Genomic DNA, 21,542 nt, shown 5'->3' with positions numbered 1-21,542 from the left:
GGGCAGGACGCCAAGGATGGCTCAGGGTTGAGGGCTCATGCGGAGCCGCTGGCTCAGCGCTTGCCCTTCTTCTTCACCGGGACGTGCTCGACGGACGCCTCGGCCTCGCCCTCGGTGCCCCCGGACTGCGACGTGACCTCACTCGGCGGGCCGGCGGGCCGGTTGACGCTGCGGGTGCGCGTGCGGGTGATCACCTTCGGCGGCTCCGGCGTGCTGAGCGACGCCGCCGTCGGCAGCGGGGCCGGCGGCGCCGCGATGATCGGGGCGACAGGGGTCGTCACCACGGCCGGGGACCCGGCCGGACGGGTCGCGGTACGCCGGCGGGTGCGGGTGACCACCTTGGGCGCCTGTGGCTCGGCCGGAGCCTGCGGGGCGGGCGTCTCGGTCGGCTGCGGGGCCTCCACGACCGGCTGCGGGGCCTCCGCGACCGGCTCGGTGACCTGCTCGGGGGCCGGCGCGGTCTCCCGGCGGGGGCGACGCTCGCGGCGCTGGCGCTGGGTCACCTGCGGGGCCTTCTCGGCGGCTGCCGGGGCGTCCTGGGTCGCCTCGGTGCCCGCGTCCGTCGCCTCGGCGGCGGGCGCGGCCGGCGCGGCCGACTCAACCTCGACCGCAGCGGCCTCGGCGTTCTCGGGACGAGCCATCGCAGCGACGTCCTTGGGGGTCGGCGCGGGCTGCGGGGTGGCGGACTTGTCCGACTGGCGCGAGCCCTGGTCGCCGCTGTCCTCGCCGCCGCGACCCTTGCCGCTGCGCTTGCGGCCACCGCGGCCACGCGAGTCGTCGTCACCGCCGCCCTTGCGGGGCTCGACCGGCTGGTCCTGGATCACGACGCCACGGCCGTGGCAGTGCTCGCAGTTCTCGCTGAACGCCTCGACGAGGCCGGTGCCGATCCGCTTGCGCGTCATCTGCACCAGGCCGAGCGAGGTGACCTCGGCGACCTGGTGACGGGTGCGGTCGCGACCCAGGCACTCGACCAGGCGGCGCAGGACGAGGTCGCGGTTGGACTCCAGGACCATGTCGATGAAGTCGACGACGATGATGCCGCCGATGTCGCGCAGCCGGAGCTGGCGAACGACCTCCTCGGCCGCCTCCAGGTTGTTCTTGGTGACGGTCTCCTCGAGGTTGCCCCCGGAGCCGGTGAACTTGCCGGTGTTGACGTCGACGACGGTCATCGCCTCGGTGCGGTCGATGACCAGCGAGCCGCCGGAGGGCAGCCAGACCTTGCGGTCCAGCGCCTTCGCAATCTGCTCCTCGACGCGGTACTCGGCGAAGATGTCCTTGCCGCCGTGGGCCTCGGGGAAGTAGCGCTCCAGTCGGGGCGCGAGGTCCGGGGCGACGTCAGCGACGTAGGACTGCACCGTCTCCCAAGCCTCGCCGCCCTGGATGACCAGGCTGGAGAAGTCCTCGGTGAACAGGTCCCGGACGACCTTGAGGGTCAGGTCGGGCTCGCCGTACAGCAGCTGGGCACCGGCCGACTTGTTGGCGGCCTTGGCCTCGATAGCCTCCCAGCGGGCCTTGAGGCGCTCGACGTCGTGGGTCAGCTCCTCCTCGCTGGCGCCCTCGGCGGCGGTGCGCACGATGACGCCGGCCGACTCGGGGACGATCTCCTTGAGCAGCGCCTTGAGGCGGGCCCGCTCGGTGTCGGGGAGCTTGCGGGAGATGCCGCTGGTGGTGCCGTCGGGCACGTAGACCAGGAACCGGCCGGCGAGGCTGATCTGGCTGGTCAGGCGGGCACCCTTGTGGCCGATCGGGTCCTTGGTGACCTGCACCAGGACGCTCTGGCCCGAGGACAGCACCGACTCGATCTTGCGGGCCTGGCCGTCACGGTGACCGAGCGCGGACCAGTTGACCTCGCCGGCGTACAGCACCGCGTTGCGGCCCTTGCCGATGTCGATGAACGCCGCCTCCATCGAGGGCAGGACGTTCTGCACCCGGCCGAGGTAGACGTTGCCGATGATCGAGGTCTGCGACTCGCGGGCGACGTAGTGCTCGACGAGCACCTTGTCCTCGAGCACGCCGATCTGGGTCAGGTCGTCGCGCTGGCGGATGACCATGACGCGGTCGACCGCCTCGCGGCGGGCCAGGAACTCGGCCTCGCTGACGATCGGGGCGCGGCGCCGGCCGGCCTCGCGGCCGTCGCGGCGGCGCTGCTTCTTGGCCTCGAGGCGGGTGGAGCCGGAGATCGCGGTGATCTCGTCCTCGGCCGAGCGCGGCTTGCGCACCCGGGTGACGGTGTTGTCCGGGTCGTCGCCGGTGTCGGGGCCATCGTCGCTGGAGCGACGGCGGCGCCGGCGGCGGCGCGAGCTGCCGGAGCTGCCCTGCTCGTCGGGGCCGCTGTCGCCCGAGGCGTCGGAGTCGTCGCCCTCGGTCTTGTCCGCGGCGGAGTCCTCGCTGGTGTCGCCGGCCTTCGCACTGGCGTCCTGGCCCGACTCGGCGTCCGCAGCGGCGGAGTCGCCCTCGGAGGCGTCGCCGGACTTGCGACGACGCCGACCACCGCGACGACGACGGCGGCGGCCGCCGCCCTCGGAGTCGCTGTCGCCCTGGTCCTCGCCCTGGTCCTCGGAGCGCTCGTCGCCCTCGGCGGACTCCGTGTCGGTGGACTCCGTGTCGGTGGACTCGGCGTCGGGAGCGTCCGCCTCGACGCTGGCCGCGGTCGCCTCGAGGGCGACCTCGCCCTCGGCGGTCTCCTCGGCGTCCTCCGCCTCGGCGGCCTCCGCGGCGGCTGCCGCCTCGGCCTCGGCCCGCTTCTGGGCGGCGGTCTTGCGGGTACGGCGGGCGGGCGCCTTCTTGGCGACCGGGGCCTGGAAGAGCGGCGCCGGGGCGCCAGCGGTCTCGGCGACCTCGGTGGACTCAGCGCTCTCGGGAGCGGGAGCCGCGACGGGGGTCTCGACGCCCGCGTCCGCGGCGGGGGTCTCGGAGATCGTCTCGGTCGGCTCGGCCGCGGCCTTCTTGCGGGCGGGGGCCTTCTTGGTGGTCTTCTTCGCGGCAGCCTTGCGCGCGGTGGTCTTCTTCGCGGGGGCGCTCTCCTCCGCGGCCACGGCGGCCTCGGCGGGCTGCTCGGCGGGCGTCTCGATCGCCGGCTGCTCGGCGGCGGCCTCGACGGGCGCGTCGGTGGGGGTCTCACCGGCGGCCGCGGCGGCCTTCTTGGTCGTCCGCTTGGCGGTGGTCTTCTTGGCGGTGGTCGCCTTGGTGGCGGTCTTCTTGGCGGTCGCGGTCTTCGCGGTCGCCTTCTTGGTCGCCGTCTTGCGCGCAGCGCGCTTCGCCGGGGCCGGAGCCTCGTCGGCGCCCGGAGCGGTGGGCTCCGAGGGGATTCCTGCGTCACCTGCCGGTGAGGGCGAGGTGGTGGGGTCGATCTGGTCGTCGGGCATGTGCTGCTCCTCGGTCCGGCGCGCAGCGCGGCCGGACGTGTCAGACGCCGGCGGCCCGCGTGCTCAGAGCCGACGGCGCAAAGCCTTCGGTGGCGGCGACACCCTCCGCGGTGCGTCACTGGCGGCAGCTGCTGTCACCTGCCGCGGTCGCTTGGCCCAGTCCTGGGACTGTTCTCGGACTCCCTGTCACGGAGCCCAACTGGCCGCGTCGCGGTCTGGCGACGACTGCCTCCACTGTGCCGACCCCTGGTGGGGACCGGCGAGAACGTCGTCGAGTCGACTCTGGCTCTGCTTCTCGTGGCCGACCTGTAGGTCGTCTACGAGAACCGTCACCGGTCATCAACCGTGGCGAGTATCGCACACGCCCGGTCTCTTGGTGTCATACCGAACCGTGCAGCGGGTCGCCGACCTCGCCGGTCGCCTCGTCGAGGGGCCCCTGGGCCACGCGGGTGAGCAGCGGGGCCTCGCCCAGGTCCAGGCCGGCGACGGCCTTCAGCCCGGACAGCACGTCGTCAGGGCGCACGGACGGCGTACCGTGCCGCAGCACCAGGTCGAGACGGCTGCCGCCGTCCCGCTCGACGACGGCCAGGGAGACCACGGCGCCGCGGCAGTCGAAGGTCCGCAGCCCCTTCTTGGTCATCCGCCCGACCTCGACGCTCTCGGCGGCCAGGAACGCCGCGACCGCGGGCGCCACCACGGCGGCCGGGGTGGCCAGGTCGAGGTGCCAGTGGCTGGCCTCGAGCAGGTCGGAGAGCGAGCCGCCCGGGGAGACGACGACGTCGACGATGTCCAGGCCGTCCGGGAGCGCCTCCTCGAGCGAGGCACGCACGACGGCGGGGTCGAGCACCTGCGCGAGGCCGATCTCGACGAACTCCGCCTCGCTGGCCGAGCCGGTCGGCGCCGCACCGGCGTAGGAGATGCGCGGGTGCGGGTTGAACCCGGATGAGTACGCCATCGGCACCCGGGCCCGGAAGATCGCACGCTCGAAGGCACGCGAGAAGTCGCGGTGGCTGGTGAACCGCAGCCGCCCGCGCTTGGCGTACCGGATCCGGAGACGCTGGACGGGTGGGGCTTGCTGCTCGGGCTGCTCTCGCACGGACACAGGGTACGAGAGGTCCACCCCCTTCCCCCTTTCCTCCCCTCCCCCGACTCGGCGGCAGCGGTGTGGGGGGTGGCTGGCAGCATGGCGGCGTGACCCGCCGCACGACCGCCCTCCTCCTGCTCGGCCTGGTGCTCCTGTCGCTCAACCTGCGACCGGCCGCGGTGAGCGTCGGGCCGGTGCTCGACGAGGTGCGGGCCGGACTGGGGATGTCGACGGCGACGGCCGGGCTGCTGACCTCGCTGCCGGTGCTGGCCTTCGCGGGGTTCGGCGCCGTCGCGCCCGCCCTGGCGCGCCGTGCGGGCATCCACCGGGTCACCCTCGCAGCGCTGGTCGCCGTCGTCGCCGGGCTGGCCGGGCGCGTGCTCGTCGACGACTCCGCGTCGTTCCTGCTCCTGTCGATGCTCGCGCTGGCCGGGATGGCGGCTGCCAACGTGCTGCTGCCCTCGCTGGTCAAACTGCACTTCCCGGACCGGATCGGCTCGGTGACGGCGACCTACACGACCGCCCTCGCGATCGGGCTCACCGCCTCACTCGTGCTGACCGTCCCGATCTCGGAGGCGGCCGGCAGCTGGCGGGCCGGGCTCGGGGCCTGGGCGGTGCTGGCGCTGGTCGCGGCGCTCCCGTGGCTCGGCCTGATCGCCCACGACCGGACGCCCGAGCCGACCCCGCACACGGTGCGGTTCCTCGACGTGGCCCGGACCCGGCTGGGCTGGGCCATGGCGTCCTTCTTCGGGCTGCAGTCGATCCACGCGTACGTCGTGTTCGGCTGGTTCCCCACCCTGTGGCGCGACGCCGGCTACTCCCCCACGGCGGCCGGCCTGCTGGTGGGCGTGGTTGCCGCGGTCTCGATCCCGCTGTCGCTGTGGCTGCCCCGGCTGGTCGCCAGCACCCCGCGCCCGGGCCGCCTCGTGCTCGCGGTGCTCGCCTCCTACCCGGCCGGCTACCTCGCGCTGCTGCTCGCGCCGCACGACCTCGCGATCCCCGCGGCGCTGCTCATCGGCACCGGCGCCTCGATCTTCCCGGTCGTGCTCACCCTGATCGGGCTGCGCTCGCGCACCCCCGCGGGCACCGCCGCGCTCTCGGGGTTCACCCAGTCCGTGGGCTACCTGATCGCCGGCGTCGGCCCGTTCGGCTTTGGCCTCGTGCACGACCTCACCGACGGGTGGACCGTGCCGCTGCTGGTGCTGCTGGCACTGCTGGCGCCGCTCGCGGCGGTGGCCGCCTACGCCGCCCGGCCCGCGCATGTCGAGGACCAGCTCCGCCACGTCGAGGTCGCGGCTCAGTAGCGTAGGGCGGGTGACCCAGCCTCCGCAGTACCCCGGCCCCTCCGACCCGGACGAGCCCACGCCGTCCGGGCCTCCCCCGGGATCACCGCCGCCGCACCCCTACGGACAGGCGCCGTACGGCACGAACCCCTCGGCGCCCACCCCGCCGAGCTACCCGCAGGTGCCCTACGGCGAGGCCCCCGCCGGCCCCCCGCCGTACAACCAGAACCCCTACGGCCAGGCGCCCCACGGCCAGGCGCCGTACGGCACGCCCTTCCCCGGCGGGCCGCGTCAGGAGTCCGCGCCGCAGGGCATGGCGATCTCCTCGCTGGTGCTGGCGTTCTTCGGCTGCCTGATCCTGCCCGCGATCATCTCGATCGTGCTGGCGGTGATCGTGCTGCGCCGCGGGCGCGACGGCCGCAACCACGGCAAGGGCCTGGCCCTCGGCGCGATCGCCGTCAGCGCGGTGTCCGTGCTCGCCACGCTCGCCTTCGGCGCGCTGATCGCCTTCACCATCGCGGTCTCCGAGGACGTCAACGACCTCACGACCGGTGACTGCTTCAACGCCCCCGGCCTCGCCGACGACGACGAGGAGTTCACCTCGATCGACACCGTGCCCTGCGACGACCCGCACGACGCCGAGGTGCTCGGCACCGTCGAGCTCAGCGCCGACCAGGCCGCGCAGTACTCCGGCTCCGCCCTCGCCGGCAACGCCTGGTGCGGGGAGGCGACCGGCTTCTGGACCCCGGCCGACGACAGCGGCCTCGCGCTGATGCGGCTCACCGACGACACCGAGCCGGACGCCGGCGACACCCTCGCCTGCGTCGTGTACGACGAGGACGGCGACAAGCTCTCCGGACCGCTGCGCTGAGCCGCGGCTCAGACCACGGAGAGCGGCAGCAGCTCGCGGCCGGTGGGGCCGATCTGGATCTCGGTGCCCATCTCCGGGCACACGCCGCAGTCGTAGCACGGGGTCCAGCGGCAGTCCTCGACCTCGATGTCGGCGCCGTCGGCCACCGCGAGGGCGTCCTCCCAGTCGGCCCACAGCCAGTCCTTGTCGAGGCCGGAGTCGAGGTGGTCCCACGGCAGGACCTCCTCGTAGCCACGCTCGCGGGTGGTGTACCAGGCCAGGTCGACGCCGGTACCGGCCAGGGCCCGCTCGGACGCGGCGACCCAGCGCTCGTAGGAGAAGTGCTCGCTCCAGCCGTCGAAGCGACCGCCGTCGCGCCAGACCTCCTCGATCACCTTGCCGACGCGCCGGTCGCCGCGCGAGAGCAGTCCCTCGATCGCGCCGGGCTTGCCGTCGTGGTAGCGGAAGCCGATCGCGCGACCGAACTTCTTGTCCTCGCGCACGGTGTCGCGCAGCCGCTTCAGCCGCTCGTCGGTGGTCTCGTGGTCCAGCTGCGCGGCCCACTGGAACGGCGTGTGCGGCTTGGGCACGAAGCCGCCGATCGACACGGTGCAGCGGATGTCGTTGCGCCCGGAGACCTCGCGGCCCTTGGCGATCACCTTCTTGGCGAGCTCGGCGACCTGGAGGACGTCCTCGTCGGTCTCGGTCGGCAGCCCGACCATGAAGTAGAGCTTCACCTGGCGCCAGCCGTGGGAGTACGCCGTGGCGACCGTGCGGATCAGGTCCTCCTCGGTCACCATCTTGTTGATGACCTTGCGCATCCGCTCGGACCCGCCCTCGGGGGCGAAGGTGAGCCCGGAGCGGCGCCCGTTGCGGGAGAACTCGTTGGCCAGGGTGATGTTGAACGCGTCCACGCGGGTCGACGGCAGCGAGAGCGAGACGTTGGAGCCCTCGTAGCGGTCCGCGAGGCCCTTGGCGACCTCGCCGATCTCGGTGTGGTCGGCACTGGAGAGCGAGAGCAGGCCGACCTCCTCGAAGCCGGACTTGCGGATGCCGTTCTCGACCATCTCACCGATCGTCTCGATCGAGCGCTCGCGCACCGGACGGGTGATCATCCCGGCCTGGCAGAACCGGCAGCCGCGGGTGCAGCCGCGGAAGATCTCGACGCTGAACCGCTCGTGGACGGTCTCGGCCAGCGGCACCAGCGGCTTGCGCGGGTAGGGCCAGGCGTCGAGGTCCATCAGCGTGTGCTTGGCAACGCGGAAGGGGATGCCGGGGCGGTTGGGCACGATCGCCTCGATGGAGCCGTCGGCGGCGTACGTCACGTCGTAGAAGCGCGGCACGTAGACGCCGCCGCTGACCGCGAGGCGGCGCAGCAGCTCGTCGCGGCCGCCGGGGCGACCCTCGGCCTTCCACTCGCGCACGACCTCGGAGATCGCCAGCACGACCTCCTCGCCGTCACCGAGGACGGCGGCGTCGAGGAAGTCGGCGATGGGCTCGGGGTTGAACGCCGCGTGCCCGCCCGCCAGCACGATCGGGTCCTCCTCGCCGCGGTCCGCGGCGTGCAGCGGGATCTGCGCGAGGTCGAGGGCGTTGAGCATGTTGGTGTAGCCGAGCTCGGTGGAGAAGCTCAGGCCGAAGATGTCGAAGGCCCGCACCGGACGGTGCGCGTCGACGGTGAACTGCGGGATCGGGCCGTGCTCGTCGCCGGTGCGCAGCACCTGCTCCATGTCGGGCCAGACCGCGTAGGTGCGCTCGGCGATGATCCAGTCACGCTCGTTGAGCACCTCGTAGAGGATCTGCACGCCCTGGTTCGGCAGGCCGACCTCGTAGGCGTCGGGGTACATCAGCGCCCAGCGGACGGTCTCGCCCTCACCGGTCGCGGAGGCGCCGCAGTCCCACTCCTTGACCGTGGAGTTGAGCTCACCGCCGACGTACTGGATCGGCTTGGACACCGAGCCGAGCCGCGGCTCGAGGCGCGGGAAGACGGATGCGGGGGTGGGCATGCAGAAAACCTCACAGATCGGGGACCCACCCACTCTACGGAACCGTCCCCGAGGCCTCCATTCCTCGTGGCCCCGCTGCGCGGGGGGCCGCGCGGCACTCCCTAGAATGGGTGGCGATGCCCACCACCGACGTCCGCGGTCCCTTCCGATGGACGCTGGTCGTCCCCCTCGCAGCGCTGCTCCTGCTCCTCGCCACCTGGACGAACCACGAGCACTGGCTCGTGCTCGTACTCATCGCCGGCGCGCTGGTGAGCTCGATCATCGCGGCCGTGCACCACGCCGAGGTCGTCGCGCACAAGGTCGGGGAGCCGTTCGGCTCGCTGATCCTCGCGGTGGCGGTCACGGTCATCGAGGTCGGCCTGATCGTGATGCTGATGAGCGGCGGCGGCAGCGGGGCCAGCACCTACGCCCGCGACACGGTGTTCGCGGCGCTGATGATCACCCTCAACGGCATCGTCGGCATCTCGCTCCTCGTCGGCGCGCTGAAGCACCACCTGGTCAGCTTCAACCCCTCCGGCACCGGGTCGGCGCTGAGCACCGTGATCACGCTGGCCAGCCTCACGATGGTGCTGCCGGCGTTCACCACCTCGGGTCGGGGCCTGGAGTTCTCCGGCTCCCAGCTCGCCTTCGCCGCGACCGCCTCGCTCGTGCTGTACGCCGGCTTCGTGTTCACCCAGACCGTGCGGCACCGCGACTTCTTCATCCCGGTGAGCTCGGATGAGTACGGCCGGATCACCGGCCTGCTCGACGAGGACGGCGACGGGCACGCGGACCCGCCCACCAGCCGCGTGGCCGCCGTGAGCGTCGCGCTGCTGGTCGTCTCCCTGGTCGCCGTGGTCGGCCTGGCCAAGATGCTCTCCCCCACCATCGAGGACGCGGTGCAGGCGCTGGGCTTCCCCTACGCCGTGGTCGGCGTGGTGATCGCGCTGCTGGTGCTGGCCCCGGAGTCGATCTCCGCGGTCCGCAACGCCGCGCGCGACCGGGTGCAGATCAGCCTCAACCTGGGCTACGGCTCCGCCATGGCCTCGATCGGGCTGACCGTGCCCACGATCGCGATCGCCTCCATCTGGCTCGAGGGCCCGCTGGTCCTCGGCCTGGAGCCGGTGCAGATGGTGCTGCTCGCGATCACCGTCGTGGTCTCGGTGCTCACCGTCGCCCAGGGACGCGCCAAGGCCCAGCAGGGTGTCGTGCACCTCGCGCTGCTGGCGGCGTTCCTGTTCCTGTCGGTCCAGCCCTGATCGGTCCAGCCCTGATCGGTCCAGCCCTGATCGGTCCGGGCGGGCTCAACGTCCGGCGAGCACCCGCACCGGACGCGACGGCATGACGTAGCGGCTCGGCGCGGGGGTCGAGGTGCGCAGGTGGATGTTCTGCAGCAGCCCGACCGCGAGCAGGCCGGCGAACATCGAGCTGCCGCCGTAGGAGACGAACGGCAACGGCACGCCGGTGACCGGCATGATGCCCAGGCACATGCCGATGTTCTGGAAGGCCTGGAAGCCGAACCAGCACGCGATGCCGGCGGCCGCGACCCGGCCGAAGACGTCCTCGCTGCGGTAGGCGATGCTCAGCGCGCGCCACAGCACCACGCCGAGCAGGAGCACCAGCACCCCGGCGCCGAGCAGCCCGAGCTCCTCGCCGGCGACGGTGAAGATGAAGTCGGTGTGCTGCTCGGGGACGAACCCCGCGCGCGTCTGCGAGCCGTCGAAGAGCCCCTGGCCGAGCAGCCCGCCGTTGCCGACCGCGATCCGCGCCTGCTCGACGTTGTAGCCGGCGCCGCGGGGGTCGAGGTCGGGGTTGGTGAAGGCCATGAACCGGTCGACCTGGTAGTCCTTCAGCAGCCCGCCGAGGACGGCGAGGGTCGCGACGGTGACGCCGGCGCCGACCAGCAGGGCCAGCCAGCGACGCGGCGCCCCGGAGGTGGCCAGGATGCCGAAGACGGTGGCGGTCAGCACCAGCATCGTGCCGAGGTCGGGCTGCAGCATGATCAGCGTCGCCGGGAGCGCGGCGACCAGGAGCATCAGCCCGACGTCGACGCTGCCGACGCTCGCGTGCCAGCGCCCGGCGGCCCGCTCGGCCAGCACCAGCGCCATCCCGATGATCACCGCGAGCTTGGCGAACTCCGAGGGCTGGATGGACATCCCGCCGATCACCAGCCAGGACTGCGAGCCGTTGATCGTCGAGCCCATCGTCAGCACGAGCACGAGGCCCACGACCGAGGCGAGGTAGACCAGCGGCGCCAGCATCCGCACCCAGCGGTGCTCGACGGCGGTCACCAGCAGCATCAGCACCAGGCCGATCGCGACGTTGACGAGGTGCTTGCGCAGGTACGCCGTGGAGTCGCCGCCGGTGAGCACGTCGCGCGGCGACGTCGCCGACCAGACCAGCAGGGTGCCGAGCCCGACCAGGGCCAGCACCGCCACCATCAGCAGCCAGTCGATGCGCGGGGCCCGGAAGCCGGAGCCGGGGAACTGCTTGGACAGGGACCCCGACATGGAGGGAGAGCTCACCGCCGGTCCTTCCTCGACGCGCGGGTGGCGGGCGGCAGGATCGAGCCGTCCTTGGTGAAGGTCGGGAGGCTGCTGGGCGGGACGCTGCCGGGGATCGCCGCCTTCTCGGGCTTCACCACACCGTCCTGCACGCCGTACAGCGCCTCGTAGATGCGGCGCACCGAGTCGCCGTTGCGCCCGGAGCCCGTGCCGCCCTGGCTGACCATCATCACCACGACGTAGTCCTCGGTGTAGGTCGCCAGCCAGGAGGTCGACTGCTTGCCGTAGACCTCCGCGGAGCCGGTCTTGGCCCTGATCCGGACGTCGTCGAGCGGGAAGCCGATCAGCTTCCAGCTCATGGTGCCGCGGGTGCTGACGCCGGTCAGGGCGTTGTCGATGTAGTCGAAGACGCCCTTCGGCAGGTCGACGGTGCCGTTCTTGCGCGGCGCGAACTCACGGACCACCTCACCGGCGGGGTCCACGATCGCCCGGCCGATCCGCGGCGCCCACAGGGTGCCGCCGTTGGCCAGCGCGGCGTACGCGCGGGCGAGCTGGAGCGGGGTGATGATCGTGTCGCCCTGGCCGATGGCGAAGTTGACCGCGTCGCCGGCGCGGTAGGCGAAGCCCTCGATGCAGAACTCGCGGGCGAACTTGTAGACGAAGTCGGAGGTGTCCGCGTCCTGCGGCGCGTCGGCGATGCCGCAGTAGAAGTCCTTCATCGAGTCGTAGTAGGACCGCTTCCACTTCCGGTCCGCGATCCGGCCGGAGGCCTCGCCGGGCAGGTCGATGCCGGTGGAGGAGCCGAAGCCGAAGTCCTTGGCCTCCTCCACGAGCGGGTCCTTGGCGTCCACGTCGGCGACGTCGGAGCCGAAGCGCTGCCAGTAGTCGAAGCCGATGCGGTAGAAGAAGGTGTTGCAGGAGACCTCGAGGGCCTTGTCGAAGCCGACGTAGCCGTGCGCGCCGGACTCGTAGTTCTTGAAGTCGCGGTTGCCGACCCGGAAGGTCGGGGAGCAGTTGAGACGGGTGTCGGTGGAGTAGCCGTGGGTGAGCGCCCCGGCGGTCATGAACGGCTTCCACGTCGAGCCCGGCGCGAACTGGCCCTGGGTGGCACGGCCGAGCAGCGGGGTGCCCGCGGCCTCGGAGTAGAGCCGGGCGAGCTGCTTCTTGGTGATCCCGCCGACCCAGACCTCCGGGTCGTACGTCGGCTGGCTGGCCATCGACACGATCCGTCCGGTCCTGGTCTCCATCACCACGACCGCGCCGGAGTCGGCGACGTAGGGGCGACCGGTGACCTCGTCGAACTCCGTGCGGGCCTTGGCCAGCGTGTTGGCGAGCTCGCGCTCGACCACGCCCTGCACCTTCGCATCGATCGTCGTGACCAGCGTGTTGCCGGGCTCCGCATTGACCTCGCCGCTGTCGCCGAGCACGCGCCCCATCGAGTCGACGGCCACGCGGCGGTAGCCGGGCATGCCGCGCAGCCACTTGTCGTACTGCTTCTCCACCCCGGCCCGGCCGACCACCGAGGCGCCGTTGAGCGAGTCGTCGCCGTCGGCGGTCGCGAGGGCGAACTCCTCCTCGGTGATCGGGCTGAGGTAGCCGAGCACGTGGGCGAGGTTGGTGCCGTGCGGGCGGGGGTAGTTGCGCACGCTCTGCTGCTCGGCGAGCACCGCCGGGAAGTCCTCCGGCTGCTCGAGGACCCGCAGCGCGACCTCCTGCGGGACCTCGGAGGCCACCGGCACCGGCTGGTACGGCGAGCCGTTCCAGCACACGCCGGGAATGCTGCCGCTCTCCCCGCAGGTGACGAGCCGCTTGCGCACCTGCGGCACCCGCAGGCCGCTGATCTCCCCGACCCGGCCGAGCAGGACGTCCTGCTGGCGCTCGGTGAGCTTGCCCAGGACGGTGCGGTCGATCGAGAGCACCCAGGTGGTGCGGTTGGTGACCAGCGGCCGGCCCTGGGCATCGACGATCAGCCCGCGCTGGGGCTGCACGACGATCTCGCGCACCGACTGCGAGGCGGCCTGGGCGGTGTACTGCTCGCCGCTGACGACCTGGATGTAGTACAGCCGCGCCAGCAGCGTGGCGAAGAGCGAGAGCACGAGCACCTGGATCACGACCAGCCGCAGCCGGCTGCGCCGCGACCCCTCGGCGGAGGCCGCCATCAGCGCACCCGTCCGTCGTTCACCGGGCGCGTCATGCGGGCACCCGGTCCGGCTGGAGGCGGCGGAAGGCGCCCATCACCAGCGGCAGCACGAACGGCGTGAGCAGGACGTCCCAGACCAGCGCGATGCCGATCACCTGGAGCAGCTCACCGACGCCGAGCACCGGGTCGCGCAGCACCAGTCCGGTCAGCGCGAACACCGAGGTCCCGACGAAGGAGCAGGCGGCGACGGTGAGGACCACCGAGATCGCCGTGGGGCGCACGTCCTGGCGCACCCGCCCCGCGACGTACCCGACGACGACCAGGGCCAGCGCCCAGCGGCCGGCGAGGTGGTCGGCGGGCGGGGCGAGGTCGAGCAGCAGGCCGGCGCCGAAGCCCAGCACCATCGCGAACTCGGACCCGCGCACCAGCCCGGCGCCCACGACGAGCAGCAGGCACAGGTTGGGCACCACGCCCTCCCAGGACAGGTGGGAGAAGAAGGTCGTCTGGAGAACCAGGGCGAGCAGGGCGCCCACCAGCGCCACCACGGCGCGCAGCCCGCTCATCGCCGGCCCCCGTCGGCCTCGATCACGGTGCGGTCGCTGTCGGTGCCCGAGGGCACCACGACACCGACCACGTCGAGGCTGGCGAAGTCGACGTAGGGGCGCACCACGGCGCGCTGGGAGGAGTCGCGGACGTTGGAGTAGACGGCCGTCACCTCGCCGACCGGGATGCCGGAGACGTACGGCGCGCCGTTGCGGCTGCCCCAGGTGACCACGGCGTCGCCGCGGCCCGGGACGACCGCCTCGTCGAGCAGCTGCAGGTCGAGGCGGGCCTCGTCGCCGAGCGCACCGCGGCCGTGCAGGAAGCCGATCTCCATGCTGGAGCCGATCCGGCCGCCGACCACCGACTCGGGGTCGATGGCCAGCAGCACCGTCGCGGTCGTCCGGGTCACGCGCAGGACGCGCCCGACGAGACCGTCGTTGTTGATCACCGTCATGTCGGCGTCCAGCCCGGCCTCGGACCCGGCGTCGATCATCACCGTGGCGGAGAAGGACTGCGAGGGACCGAGCGCGACCACGCGCGCCGGCACCAGCGCGTAGCCGAGGTCGGAGGAGGCCTTGCTCAATCCGTCGTACTCGGCGAGGCGGTTGCGGTCGTAGTCGGCGGTGTTGGCCTCGGAGCGCAGGCGCGCGTTCTCGGCCTCGAGGGTGTCGATCTCGCCGCGCAGGTCACCGTGGGTGCGGAACCAGCCGGGGAGGGAGACGAAGGGACGCAGCACTGCCGACGCACCCACCTCGATCGGGCCGATCACCTCGCCGACGGCCCGGCGCGCGGGCTCGACGACCGGGTCGGTCTGCTGGTCGAGGGTCATCAGGGTGATGCTGGCCAGCACGAGCGCCACGGCGACCGAGCGGCGCGGGCCGCGGGGGCGGCCGAGGTCGCCGGAGCTGCGCCAGCGGCGCTCCCGGGACCGGCGTTGGTCGAGCCCGTCGAGCGCCATCAGAACCGCCTCGGCTCCGAGACGAGCACCTGCTGGAGAGCCTCGAACTCCTCCACGCACTTGCCGGCGCCGAGGGCGACGGAGCTGAGCGGGTCCTCGGCGACGTGGACGGGCATCCCCGTCTCGTGGCGAAGCCGCTCGTCGAGGCCGCGCAGCAGGGCGCCGCCGCCGGTGAGCACGATGCCGCGGTCCATGATGTCGCCGGCGAGCTCGGGCGGGGTCTGGTCGAGGGTGGCGCGCACCGCGTCGACGATGGCGTGCAGCGGCTCCTCGAGGGCCTGGCGGACCTCGGCGCTGGAGACCACGACGGTGCGGGGCAGGCCGGAGATCATGTCGCGGCCGCGGATCTCGGCCTCGGGCTCGTCGGGCAGCGGGAACGCCGAGCCGAGGGTCATCTTGACCTCCTCGGCGGTGCGCTCCCCGAGCATCAGGGAGTACTCCTTCTTCATCCACGCCACGATCGCGGCGTCGAGGTCGTCACCGGCGGTGCGCACGCTCAGGCTGGTCACAATGCCGCCGAGGGAGATGACGGCGACCTCGGTGGTGCCGCCACCGACGTCGACGACCATGTTGCCGGTCGCCTGGTGCACGGGCAGCCCGGCGCCGATCGCCGCGGCCATCGGCTCCTCGACGATGTAGACCTTGCGGGCGCCGGCCTGGTAGCCGGCCTCCTTGACCGCGCGCTGCTCGACGGCGGTGATGCCGCTCGGCACGCACACGACCATCCGCGGCTTGGCGAAGTAGCGCCGCTTGTGGACCTGCTGGATGAAGAAGCGCAGCATCTGCTCGGTCGCCTCGAAGTCGGCGATGACGCCGTCCTTGAGCGGGCGGATCGCGGCGATGTTGTCGGGGGTGCGGCCGATCATGCGCTTCGCCTCGTGGCCGACCGCGAGGATCTCGCCGGTGGTGGCGTTGAGCGCGACGACGCTGGGCTCGTCGAGCAGGACGCCCTTGCCGCGGACGTAGACCAGGGTGTTGGCGGTGCCGAGGTCGACTGCCATGTCCCGGCCGAAGAAGCTGTTCGCCATGGGTGCCGCCGCTTTCGGATGGTGCTGGTGGGGAAGAGTTCTCAGGCTACGAAGCCGCGACCCACCGGACCGGGAGGACACGCGGCCCGCCCCCGCCAATTGCGCGAGTCGCCCCTCGTGGTGGCGCGAGTCGGCCCCACATGACGACGGGCCGGTGCGCGATGCGCACCGGCCCGTCGTACGTGGGGGTCAGAGCTCGGGGAACCAGATGCCGATCTCGCGGGCGGCGGACTCCGGGGAGTCCGAGCCGTGCACGAGGTTCTCGCGGTTGGACAGCGAGAGGTCGCCGCGGATCGTCCCGGCGGCGGCCTTGCGGCCGTCGGTGGCGCCATTGAGGCCACGGACGACCTCGATCGCGTCGTCGCCCTCGAGCACCATCGCGACGAGCGGGCCACTGGTGACGAACTCACGCAGGTCGGGGTAGAAGTCGCGCTCGACGTGCTCGGCGTAGTGCTGGTCGGACATCTCGGCGGTGATCCGGCGCAGCTCCATCGCGACGATCGAGAGGCCCTTCGCCTCGTAGCGATCCAGCACCTTGCCGACCAGACCACGGCTGACGGTGTCGGGCTTGAGGAGGACCAAGGTGCGCTGCGTCATGTGAGAAGCCTAACCCCCACCCCACGACGGCCCCGACGCTCAGGCGGGGGTGAGCCCGACGCGGGCCCGCACGTCGGCCGGCGCCGCCCCGTGGGCGTCGGCGTCGGGCACGGGCGCGTCCCACACCCGGCGTACCGGCAGGTGGCCGCCCCAGGTGCCCGCGGCGACGTCCTCGGGGTCGTCGACCGGGCCGCCGGCACGCGCCTTCATCGACGCCTCGGCCAGGGGGACGGCGAGGACGATCGTCGCGGCGAGCTCCTTGCGGGTGCTCGGGCGCAGGGTGGCGGCGCGACCGGGGACGAGGTGGTCCACGATCGCGTCCAGCGCCCGGCCCCGCTCGTCGGCGTCGAGCACCTCCCGGGCCGCGCCGATGACGACGGCCGAGCGGTAGTTCATCGAGTGGTGGAACGCCGAGCGGGCGGTCACGACGCCGTCCACCTCGGTCACGGTGACGCAGATCGTGGCACCGACGGCCGCGCGCAGCCAGCGGGCGGCGACCGAGCCGTGCAGGTAGAGGGTGCCGCCCTCGTCGGGGCCCTCGGGGTCCACGGCGTACGCCGTCGGGAGTACGACGGGGTGCGCGGCGGCGCCCTCCCCGACCACGACACCGACGTGGGCGACCAGGCCGTCGGCGAGGAAGGCGTGCAGCTGGGCGCGCTCGGAGACGGCGCGGTGGGGGCTGCGGCCGAGGCTCGTGCGGGCGGTGGGCGAGAGCGGGAGGGTCATGGGTCTATCGTCGAGCACCAGTGGCCTGCTGTCAGCAGCCAATCCGACCCCAGAACGGCAGGACACTCGTGCCACCCTCCCCCGCCCTCGTGGTGACGCTGGACCGTCGCAGCGCCCGACCGCTCGGCACCCAGCTCGCCGACCAGGTGCGCGCCAGGATCACCTCGGCGAGCCTCGCGGCCGGGACCCGCCTGCCCAGCAGCCGGGCGCTCGCGGCCGACCTCGGGGTCGCACGGTCGGTGACCGAGCAGGCCTACGCCCAGCTGGTCGCCGAGGGGTGGCTGGAGGGACGCCACGGGTCCGGAACCTTCGTGTCCGCCGCGCCGCCGCTCGCGAGCACCCCGCCCACCCGGCGTACCGCTCCGGCGGAGCCTGGCCTGCTGCGGCTCAGCACCGGCACCCCGTGGATCGACCCCCGCCACGCCGCGCTGTGGCGCCGCGCCTGGCGCGAGGTCTCCACCGCGCGTCCGCCGGCCGGGTACGACGACCCGCGCGGCCTCCCCGCGCTGCGCGCCGCGTTGGCCGAGCGGCTCGCGCACGTCCGCGGGGTCGTCTGCGACCCCGACGAGGTGCTGCTCACCGCCGGCACCACCGACGGGCTGCGCCACGCGCTCGGCGCCCTGCCCGCGGGCCCGGTCGCCGTGGAGGACCCGGGCTATCGCGCCGCCGCGGTGACCGTGGCCGCCACCGGGCGCGGGGTCCGCGATGTGCCCGCCCTGGAGGTGCCCGACCTCGCCGGGACGGTCGCGGCGTACGTCACCCCCGCACACCAGCACCCGCTCGGACGCACCATGCCCGCCGCCCACCGGGTCGCGCTGCTGGCGAGCGCCCGCCGCGCCGGCGCGGTCGTGATCGAGGACGACTACGACTCCGAGCTGCGCTACGACGTCGCGCCGGTGCCTGCGCTCGCCGGCCTCGACCGCGAGCGCGTCGTCTACCTCGGCACCGCCAGCAAGTCGGTCGCGCCGAGCATGCGGCTGGGCTGGCTGGTCGCGCCGGCGGGGATCCGCGAGCGCATCGCGCACCAGCGCGCGATCACCCACGACTCACCGCCGTGGCCGGTGCAGCGCGCGCTCCTCGCCCTGCTGCGCGACGGCTACGTCGACAAGGTGGTCCGCTCCGCGCGCCGGGTGTACGCCGACCGCGCGGGCCGCGTGGTCGACGCGCTCGCGCCGTACGGCGAGCTCACCGGGCCGGTCGCGGGGATGTACGCGACGTTCGTGATGCCGCGCGAGCAGGCGCTGGCCGCACACGAGGCCGGCCGCGCGGCGGGCTACGACGTACCCCTGCTGGCCGACCAGTGCCGCACCCACGTCCGACACGGACTGGTCGTGGGCTTCGGTGGCTCCCTGGACGACGGTCAGCTCGACCACGCACTCGCGGTCCTGGCCCGCGCGCTGCGCGGCTGAGCGCCACCACGAGCGCCGACTCGGCGAGGGGTCAGTGCTCCTGCTGGGCGTCCCAGGCGGCCCAGGCGGCAGCGCGCTCGCGCTCGATGCGCTTGCCGAGGAAGTAGGCCGTGCCCCACAGCAGCGCGAAGATCGCGCCGAGCACGAACATCATCGGGACCACGAAGCCCAGCGCGATCGCCGCGACCTGCACGACCCAGCCGGCGGCGTAGGCCCACTCGCGGCGCAGCATGCCGGCGAGCAGCAGGCACACCACGGTCAGGCCGATGCCGACCACCAGCGCCGAGGCGACGTCGACGTCGGAGACCGCCACCATCACCGGCGTGGTCAGGCCCAGGACGATGGCCTCGAGGGCGAGGATCGCCGCGCACATGCCGCGGCGCGGGGAGCGGGTGCGCTCGGGGTTCACGGACGTCTCGTCGCTCACTTGGCTCCTCCCAGGAGAGTGCGGGCCTCGCCCACGGTGATGACCGACCCGGTGACCAGCACCGCACCGGTGCCGACCGAGGAGCGCTGCCCCTCGCCGGACTCGGCCAGGCCGGCGGCCACGTCGAGGGCGTCGGCGAGCCGCGGCACGACCGAGACCCGGTCCTCGCCGAAGATCTCGCGGGCGATCTCGCCGAGCGCCTCGGGGTCGGTGGCGCGGTCGGTGGATGCACGCGTGCACACGACGTGGGCCAGGCGCGGCTCCAGCGCCGCGAGCAGCCCCTCGGCGTCCTTGTCCCCCATCACGCCGATCACGCCGATCAGCGGGTCGAAGGCGAAGGAGTCCTCCAGCGCCGCGCCCAGCGCCTCGGCGCCGTGCGGGTTGTGGGCGGCGTCCAGGACGATCGTCGGCGAGCGGCGCACGACCTCGAGGCGACCCGGGGAGGTCACCTCGGCGAAGGCGCGGCGTACGACGTCGTCGGCCAGCGGCTCCTCGCCGCCGATGAAGGCCTCGACCGCGGCGAGCGCGACGGCGGCGTTCTGCGCCTGGTGGGCGCCGTGCAGCGGGAGGAACAGGTCCTCGTAGCGCCCGCGCAGGCCCTGCAGCGTCACCAGCTGCCCACCCACGGCGGGGACCCGGTGGACGACACCGAACTCCATGCCCTCGCGGGCGACGGTGGCGCCGACCTCGGTGGCGCGCTCCAGCAGCACGACGGCCACGTCGGGCTGCTGCTCGGCGATCACCACCGTCGAGCCGGGCTTGATGATCCCGGCCTTCTCGACGGCGATCTCGGCGGGCGTCCCGCCGAGGTAGCGGGCGTGGTCCAGGGCGATCGGCAGCACCACGGCGACCGCCGCGTCGGCGACGTTGGTGGCGTCCCACGAGCCGCCCATCCCGACCTCGACGACGGCGGCCTCGACCGGGGCGTCGGAGAACGCGGCGAAGGCCATCGCGACCACGACCTCGAAGAACGACAGGGGGTGCTCGCTGGCCGCGTCGACGAGGTGGGTGTACGGCGCGACGTCGTTGAAGGCGCGCACGAAGTCCTCGTCGGGCAGCGGCTCGCCGTCGATGCTGATCCGCTCGCTCATCCGCTCCACGTGCGGGCTGGTGAACCGGCCGGTGCGCAGGTCGAGCGCGCGCAGCAGCGCATCGATCATCCGCGAGGTGGAGGTCTTGCCGTTGGTGCCGGTCAGGTGGATGACCGGGTAGGTGTGCTGGGGGTCGCCGAGCAGGTCGACGAAGGCGCGGATCCGGTCGAGCGAGGGCTCGAGCCGGGTCTCGGGCCACCGGGACAGCAGGGCGTCCTCGACCTCGTCGAAGGTCTGGGCGAAACGTGGCCCGTCGGGGGCATCGGGGGTCTGGCTCATCGCGGCACGAGTCTAGGCGCCCCCGCCGCCCGCCCCCGCGGCGCCGCCTCCGCGGGCCGGTCGTGGGCGGTGGCGGCGCGGAGGGGCGACAACAACGAGAACACGTTCTAGGTTGTCCGCCATGCAGACCACCGTCGCGCTCGTCGAGTCCCCCGGCCAGGAGTTCACCCTCAGCGAGGTCGAGCTCGACGACCCGCGACCCGATGAGGTGCTGGTCCGCATCGTCGCGACCGGCCTGTGCCACACCGACGTCACGATGCGCAGCATGCTGCCGGCCGAGATGTTCCCGAACGTCTTCGGCCACGAGGGCACCGGCGTCGTGGAGCGCGTCGGCGCCGAGGTCAGCGGGATCGAGGTGGGCGACCACGTGGTCCTCAGCCTGCGCTCGTGCCGCACCTGCGCGGCCTGCCGGGCCGGGCACGTCGGGCACTGCGAGCAGACCCTGGTCCTCAACTACCTGGGCTACCGCCCGGACGGGTCGACCACCCACCACCGCGCCGGCCAGCCGGTGCTCGGCTCGTTCTTCGGCCAGTCCTCCTTCGCCCGCCATGCGATCGCCCACCCGGACAACTGCGTGGTCGTCGACCCGTCCCTGGACCTGACCCTGCTCGCGCCGTACGGCTGCGCGTTCCAGACCGGCGCCGGCACCGTGCTCAACGTGCTGCGCCCGGGGCCCGGGGACAGCCTGGTCGTGCACGGCGCCGGCGCGGTAGGCCTGGCCGCGATCGCCGCCGCGGTCGCGGAGGGCGTCGACACCGTGGTCGCCGTCGACCTCCTCCCCTCGCGCCTCGAGGCAGCCGCCGCGCTCGGCGCGACACCCCTCGACCCCTCGACCCTCCAGGGCGCCTCGGTCGTCGACCGGCTGCGCGAGCTGACCGGCGGCGGCGCGACGTACGCCATCGACACCACCGCGGCCCCCTCGGTCGTGCGCGAGGCGATGCAGGCACTGGCCCCGCGCGGCACCCTGGTCGCGCTCGGGCTCGGCGCCGAGGAGTACGCCGTCGACGCGGTCGACCTGCTCCAGGGCGGCAAGACGCTCACCTCGTCGGTCGAGGGCGACTCCGACCCGCTGGAGATGGTGCCGCGCCTGGTCGCGATGCGGGAGGCCGGCCGCTTCGACCTCGACCACCTGGTGACGACCTACCCGTTCGCCGACATCAACCGGGCCGTCGAGGACCTGCACGCCGGCCGCGTCGTCAAGGCGGTCCTGGTCTGGTGAGGCGTGAGCCCGCGCGCTTTATACGATATACAACTCCTCGACGAGAGGAGTCCG

Annotated in this window: 17 protein-coding genes; 5 read left to right on the top strand and 12 right to left on the bottom strand. The window is 73.1% G+C overall.

The features are described from left to right. Positions 1-53: 53 nt before the first annotated feature. Both HBO46_RS05655 and HBO46_RS05650 read right to left on the bottom strand, forming a co-directional pair. Positions 54-3,365: an Rne/Rng family ribonuclease gene (locus HBO46_RS05655; RefSeq protein WP_166139976.1), complete on the bottom strand. Its 3,312-nt coding sequence runs from the start codon at positions 3,363-3,365 to the stop codon at positions 54-56. A 379-nt stretch (positions 3,366-3,744) separates the two neighbouring features. Continuing rightward, complete coding sequence (locus tag HBO46_RS05650; protein ID WP_166139977.1) at positions 3,745-4,461, bottom strand: TIGR03936 family radical SAM-associated protein; 717 nt, start codon at positions 4,459-4,461, stop codon at positions 3,745-3,747. A 95-nt stretch (positions 4,462-4,556) separates the two neighbouring features. On the opposite strand from HBO46_RS05650, the gene HBO46_RS05645 reads away from it, so the two are divergent. Both HBO46_RS05645 and HBO46_RS05640 read left to right on the top strand, forming a co-directional pair. Next, positions 4,557-5,753: an MFS transporter gene (locus HBO46_RS05645; protein ID WP_224769390.1), complete on the top strand. Its 1,197-nt coding sequence runs from the start codon at positions 4,557-4,559 to the stop codon at positions 5,751-5,753. A gap of 10 nt (positions 5,754-5,763) precedes the next feature. Further along, positions 5,764-6,603, top strand: a complete 840-nt coding sequence (locus HBO46_RS05640; RefSeq protein WP_166139978.1) for a DUF4190 domain-containing protein — start codon at positions 5,764-5,766, stop codon at positions 6,601-6,603. Between the two features lie 8 nt (positions 6,604-6,611). On the opposite strand, the gene HBO46_RS05635 is transcribed toward HBO46_RS05640, so the two are convergent. Then, complete coding sequence (locus tag HBO46_RS05635; protein WP_166139979.1) at positions 6,612-8,588, bottom strand: TIGR03960 family B12-binding radical SAM protein; 1,977 nt, start codon at positions 8,586-8,588, stop codon at positions 6,612-6,614. Positions 8,589-8,704: 116 nt separating this feature from the next. Here HBO46_RS05635 and HBO46_RS05630 point away from each other — a divergent pair, with 116 nt between their 5' ends. After that, a complete protein-coding gene (locus tag HBO46_RS05630; protein WP_166139980.1) occupies positions 8,705-9,826 on the top strand; it encodes a calcium:proton antiporter in 1,122 nt (373 codons plus the stop codon). 45 nt (positions 9,827-9,871) lie between these two features. Here the strand turns inward: HBO46_RS05630 and rodA are convergent, their stop codons facing one another. From rodA to HBO46_RS05595, 7 genes are all read right to left on the bottom strand, one after another. Further along, entirely contained in the window at positions 9,872-11,092 is a 1,221-nt protein-coding gene (rodA, locus tag HBO46_RS05625) for a rod shape-determining protein RodA (protein ID WP_224769389.1), read from the bottom strand. Beyond that, complete coding sequence (mrdA, locus tag HBO46_RS05620) at positions 11,089-13,230, bottom strand: penicillin-binding protein 2 (protein WP_166139981.1); 2,142 nt, start codon at positions 13,228-13,230, stop codon at positions 11,089-11,091. The genes rodA and mrdA overlap by 4 nt, the downstream gene beginning before the upstream one ends. Before the next feature lie 31 nt (positions 13,231-13,261). After that, positions 13,262-13,774, bottom strand: a complete 513-nt coding sequence (mreD, locus tag HBO46_RS05615) for a rod shape-determining protein MreD (protein WP_166139982.1) — start codon at positions 13,772-13,774, stop codon at positions 13,262-13,264. Beyond that, positions 13,771-14,712, bottom strand: a complete 942-nt coding sequence (gene mreC / locus HBO46_RS05610; protein WP_166139983.1) for a rod shape-determining protein MreC — start codon at positions 14,710-14,712, stop codon at positions 13,771-13,773. Before mreC ends, mreD begins: the two co-directional genes overlap by 4 nt. After that, complete coding sequence (locus HBO46_RS05605; protein ID WP_166139984.1) at positions 14,712-15,740, bottom strand: rod shape-determining protein; 1,029 nt, start codon at positions 15,738-15,740, stop codon at positions 14,712-14,714. The genes mreC and HBO46_RS05605 overlap by 1 nt, the downstream gene beginning before the upstream one ends. A gap of 189 nt (positions 15,741-15,929) precedes the next feature. Next, positions 15,930-16,337 (bottom strand): nucleoside-diphosphate kinase, encoded by a 408-nt coding sequence (ndk, locus tag HBO46_RS05600; protein ID WP_166139985.1) that lies wholly within the window; start codon positions 16,335-16,337, stop codon positions 15,930-15,932. Between the two features lie 39 nt (positions 16,338-16,376). Then, positions 16,377-17,063 carry a pyridoxamine 5'-phosphate oxidase family protein gene (locus HBO46_RS05595; RefSeq protein WP_166139986.1) on the bottom strand — a complete coding sequence of 229 codons (687 nt, stop codon included), beginning with the start codon at positions 17,061-17,063 and terminating at the stop codon, positions 16,377-16,379. Positions 17,064-17,131: 68 nt separating this feature from the next. Between HBO46_RS05595 and pdxR the strand changes: the two genes are divergently transcribed. Beyond that, positions 17,132-18,472: a MocR-like pyridoxine biosynthesis transcription factor PdxR gene (pdxR, locus tag HBO46_RS05590; RefSeq protein ID WP_191480205.1), complete on the top strand. Its 1,341-nt coding sequence runs from the start codon at positions 17,132-17,134 to the stop codon at positions 18,470-18,472. Positions 18,473-18,503: 31 nt separating this feature from the next. Here the strand turns inward: pdxR and HBO46_RS05585 are convergent, their stop codons facing one another. Together HBO46_RS05585 and folC are read right to left on the bottom strand one after the other, a co-directional pair. After that, positions 18,504-18,899, bottom strand: a complete 396-nt coding sequence (locus HBO46_RS05585) for a DUF4233 domain-containing protein (RefSeq protein WP_224769388.1) — start codon at positions 18,897-18,899, stop codon at positions 18,504-18,506. Further along, the gene (gene folC / locus HBO46_RS05580; protein WP_166139987.1) at positions 18,896-20,269 is read right to left on the bottom strand and encodes a bifunctional tetrahydrofolate synthase/dihydrofolate synthase; all 1,374 of its coding nucleotides are present in this window, start codon (positions 20,267-20,269) and stop codon (positions 18,896-18,898) included. The genes HBO46_RS05585 and folC overlap by 4 nt, the downstream gene beginning before the upstream one ends. A 121-nt stretch (positions 20,270-20,390) precedes the next feature. On the opposite strand from folC, the gene HBO46_RS05575 reads away from it, so the two are divergent. Continuing rightward, the gene (locus HBO46_RS05575; protein WP_166139988.1) at positions 20,391-21,488 is read left to right on the top strand and encodes an NAD(P)-dependent alcohol dehydrogenase; all 1,098 of its coding nucleotides are present in this window, start codon (positions 20,391-20,393) and stop codon (positions 21,486-21,488) included. The last annotated feature ends 54 nt before the right edge of the window (positions 21,489-21,542 follow it).

Source organism: Nocardioides ochotonae (assembly GCF_011420305.2).
GTDB lineage: Bacteria > Actinomycetota > Actinomycetes > Propionibacteriales > Nocardioidaceae > Nocardioides > Nocardioides ochotonae.
The sequence above is the reverse complement of the archived record's forward strand: the minus strand, read 5'-3'. Positions and strand labels throughout refer to the sequence as shown.